This is a genomic window from Streptomyces sp., from assembly GCF_019510245.1.
Taxonomy (GTDB): domain Bacteria; phylum Actinomycetota; class Actinomycetes; order Streptomycetales; family Streptomycetaceae; genus Streptomyces.
Genome location: NZ_JAEKKT010000445.1, coordinates 1 through 3,055, shown reverse-complemented (window position 1 = coordinate 3,055; position 3,055 = coordinate 1). Strand labels below are relative to the sequence as shown.

The window sequence follows — 3,055 nt, the reverse complement described above, 5'->3', positions numbered from 1 at the left end:
GGTGAGGCTCTCCATGAGAGGTGAGTCCTCGACAGTGCAGAGCTCCACCGCGCGTTTGAAGACGTTGCTGGGGCCCGCCATGGTGCCGATGACCTTGCCCAGAACGATGTCGGAGCCGTTGCGGGTGGCCAGTCGGTGCAGGTGTTCGAGCGCCGCCGGGGTCAACTCGTCGTCCTGGTCGACGAATTGGACGTACTCCCCGCGGGCCCCCCGGATGCCGACGTTGCGGGGCTTGCCGGGCCAGCCGGAGTTCTCCTGGTGGATGACACGTACATGCGCGTGCTTGCCTGCCAACTCGTCGAGTCGCTGCGGGGAGTCGTCGGTCGAGCCGTCGTCGACGTAGATGATTTCGTACGCGTCCTTCCCCAGGGTCTGATGTAAGAGTGACGGCGCACATATATCGACATATCGGCCCGCGTTGTACACAGGCACCACGATGCTGACCTTCAGCATGAACGCTCCCCCCAGCGGAGACTATGTGTCTCCTGTTGTTCATTGGACGTTCAGACTCTGACAAAGGTTGTCCCACGCGGAGGAATGGGTGATCCCGGCCCGGACAGTCCCGTGGATCAGTTCAGTGCAGGGCGTCGCTGAGCGCTGACGTCAGGACGACCGGGCCGCGGGCCGGCGCGATCCCTGCGGCGCGCACCCACCGCCGATCACGGCCATGCTGGAGTGGACGGAGCGCCGACGGCAACCGGGACCGGGGGGCGAGGCGGTGAGACGATGACGATCGACGTGACAGTGCGGCGCGAGATCGCGCTGCCGCCCGAGCGGGTGGCCGCGTACGCCATGGACTGGCGCCACGACGCCGAGTGGACGCAGGGCATCCGTACGGCCGAGCTGACCCGGCAGGCGGACGGCGGCGGCTTCGGGACGGGCGCCGAGGTCACCCGCACGGCGCACTTCCTCGGCCGGCGCATCGACTACGTCCTGCGGGTGGCCGCGTACGAGCCTCCGAGGCTGCTGGACATGGTTTCCGTGGCCGCTCCCATGCCCATGCACGTGACCTACTCCTTCGAGGCACACCCGCGCGGCACGCTCGCGGCCATCCGGGTCCGGGGCGGCCCCGGTGGTCTTCTGCGCCTGGCATCACCCCTGCTCGCTCGCCAGGTCCGTTCCTCCCTCACCAAGGATCTGCGCGACCTCGAGCGCAGGCTGTCCGAGCGGCAGGGAGACACCTGATGGCGTACGACGAAGGGCTCGCCGAGCGCATCCGCCAATACCTCGCCGCGGACCCCGGCGTCACCGAGAAGCGCATGTTCGGCGGCATCGCCTTCCTGCACGAAGGCAATATGGCCGTCGGCGTGACCGGCGACGAGCTCATGGTCCGCGTCGGTCCCGACGCCGCCGACGCGGCCCTCGCCCGGCCCGGGGCGCGGGTCTTCGACATGACCGGCCGTCCGATGCGCGGCTGGGTCGTGGTCGCCGGGTCCGCCGTGACGGAGGACGAGGCCCTGGGAGCGTGGATCGACGAGGGACGCGCCTTCGCGGCGAGCCTGCCGCCCAAGTAACGGCGGGCTTCACCGCGGGCCTGCGGCCCAACCACTGGCCCCCAACCGAGGGATGTCGAAGAGCGGCCAACCGGTCCAGGTGCCGCTGTGGACACAGGGGTGGGACTTCGTCAGAGGCGAACCAGGGCCGGCTCGGCGGTCGCGTCCTAGACGACGATCCAATGGGTCACTGACCGGCTTCCGGACGTGAGTTCCGCGTTCCCATCGCATCCAGTACGGCCTCCAGCTGCCGCAGCGGATCCGGGCCGGCGATCCGCAGGACGACCGTGTCCGCGCCGGCCGTCGCCAGAGCCCGGAGACGCTCGGCGGCCTGCGAGGCGGGGCCCGAGACGGTGAACACCTCGTGCGGCGGGCGGCCGAGCCAGGCACCGTGGCCCTCGATGTGCGGGTGCAGGACCTTGGCCACCTCGTCGGCGTCGTCACCGACGCAGGCGAAGGCGAAGACGGTCAGGGCGTGGTCGGACGCGGCACCGCCCTTGGCGGTCAGAGCGCGGGCGTTCTCCAGATCGCGCGGGCCGTGGCCCTCAGTGATCACGGTGCCGTCCGCGACGCGGCCGGACAGTTCCAGGGAGCGAGAGCGGACAACGCCTGCGACCACCGGCGGCACTTCGGTCGGCGGATGTGTCAACTGGACTCCCTCCAGGCGCACTTCACGACCGTTCAGCTCTACCCGCTCCCCGCGCAGCAGCGCACGTACCGAGGTGATCGTCTCCTCCAGCAGGGCCAGCGGCGAACGGGCCGCGGCGCCCACCTGGGCCATCCACTCCTGCACCCCGTGCCCGATCCCGGCCACCAGCCGTCCGGGGAACACCCGTGCCAGCGTGGCCAGTTCCATCGCCAGAAGCGCCGGGCTGCGCAACGGGGCGGGGGCGATGCCGATACCCACCTTGATGCGTTCCGTGGCGCCCAGGGCCACGGCCGCTGCCGACACCCCGCCGTTCCACCCGAGGTCCTCCACCACCCACACGTCGTCCACGCCGAGCGCCTCTGCCTGCCGAGCGAAGCCGGGCAGCCCCTCCGGGGCCCAGTCGCGGTCGTACATCACGCCGATCCGTACGTTCGTCATACGCGGAACCTATGGGCTGGTGACAGCTCGTTCAACGGGGCATGCGGGGGGGGACGGCCACGTCAACCGGCCTCGGAGCGCAGACCGTTCCACACGCAGGCGGTCGTCGGGCGTGGCAACCCTGACCGGCTCTCCATCCCGTCGGTGCATGACCGGGCCTCCGTGCCCGGCCGGTCTACGCGCCAGGTGCCCCCGGTTTGGACGGCGGTTTGGACATGCCCGCTTCGGCAGCCGGAGAGCCGGCCGGGGCTGGTCACCGCGACGCCCTGAACGTCCTGCAGACCTCGAACCGGCTGTGGCCCAATGTGAGCCCCGCGGAGGAGATCGCCCCCGGTGAGCGCACCGGTCGCTTCCGGATCGGCGGGGACCAGCCCGTCCTCGACGCCGACGGCCGCAGCCGTATCTCGGTGGAGGACATGGCAGTTGCCCTCATCGACGAGGCGGAGCTGCCCCGCTTCGTTCGGCGCCGCTTCAC

Annotated in this window: 4 protein-coding genes and 1 pseudogene; 3 read left to right on the top strand and 2 right to left on the bottom strand. The window is 70.5% G+C overall.

All coding sequences use genetic code 11. The annotated features are described in order from the left end of the window. Positions 1-453, bottom strand: a 453-nt coding sequence (locus JF597_RS53735) for a glycosyltransferase (RefSeq protein ID WP_294014354.1), incomplete at its 3' end; no start/stop codon positions are given. 273 nt (positions 454-726) lie between these two features. Between JF597_RS53735 and JF597_RS53730 the strand changes: the two genes are divergently transcribed. Together JF597_RS53730 and JF597_RS53725 are read left to right on the top strand one after the other, a co-directional pair. Continuing rightward, positions 727-1,185: an SRPBCC family protein gene (locus JF597_RS53730; RefSeq protein ID WP_294014353.1), complete on the top strand. Its 459-nt coding sequence runs from the start codon at positions 727-729 to the stop codon at positions 1,183-1,185. Continuing rightward, positions 1,185-1,514, top strand: a complete 330-nt coding sequence (locus JF597_RS53725; protein WP_069762205.1) for a TfoX/Sxy family protein — start codon at positions 1,185-1,187, stop codon at positions 1,512-1,514. Before JF597_RS53730 ends, JF597_RS53725 begins: the two co-directional genes overlap by 1 nt. A 166-nt stretch (positions 1,515-1,680) precedes the next feature. Here JF597_RS53725 and JF597_RS53720 read toward each other — a convergent pair whose 3' ends face one another. After that, on the bottom strand, positions 1,681-2,580 hold the full coding sequence (locus JF597_RS53720; protein WP_294014351.1) for an LLM class flavin-dependent oxidoreductase: 900 nt from the start codon (positions 2,578-2,580) through the stop codon (positions 1,681-1,683). Positions 2,581-2,795: 215 nt separating this feature from the next. Here JF597_RS53720 and JF597_RS53715 point away from each other — a divergent pair. Continuing rightward, positions 2,796-3,055 (top strand): annotated as a pseudogene (locus JF597_RS53715) (hypothetical protein); the annotation flags it as partial.

What these genes read in the sequence shown, in the direction of transcription:
- JF597_RS53730 (WP_294014353.1), top strand. Translation starts at nt 727, where the DNA reads ATGACGATCGACGTGACAGTGCGGCGCGAGATCGCGCTGCCGCCCGAG.
- JF597_RS53725 (WP_069762205.1), top strand. Translation starts at nt 1,185, where the DNA reads ATGGCGTACGACGAAGGGCTCGCCGAGCGCATCCGCCAATACCTCGCC.
- JF597_RS53720 (WP_294014351.1), bottom strand. Translation starts at nt 2,580, where the DNA reads ATGACGAACGTACGGATCGGCGTGATGTACGACCGCGACTGGGCCCCG.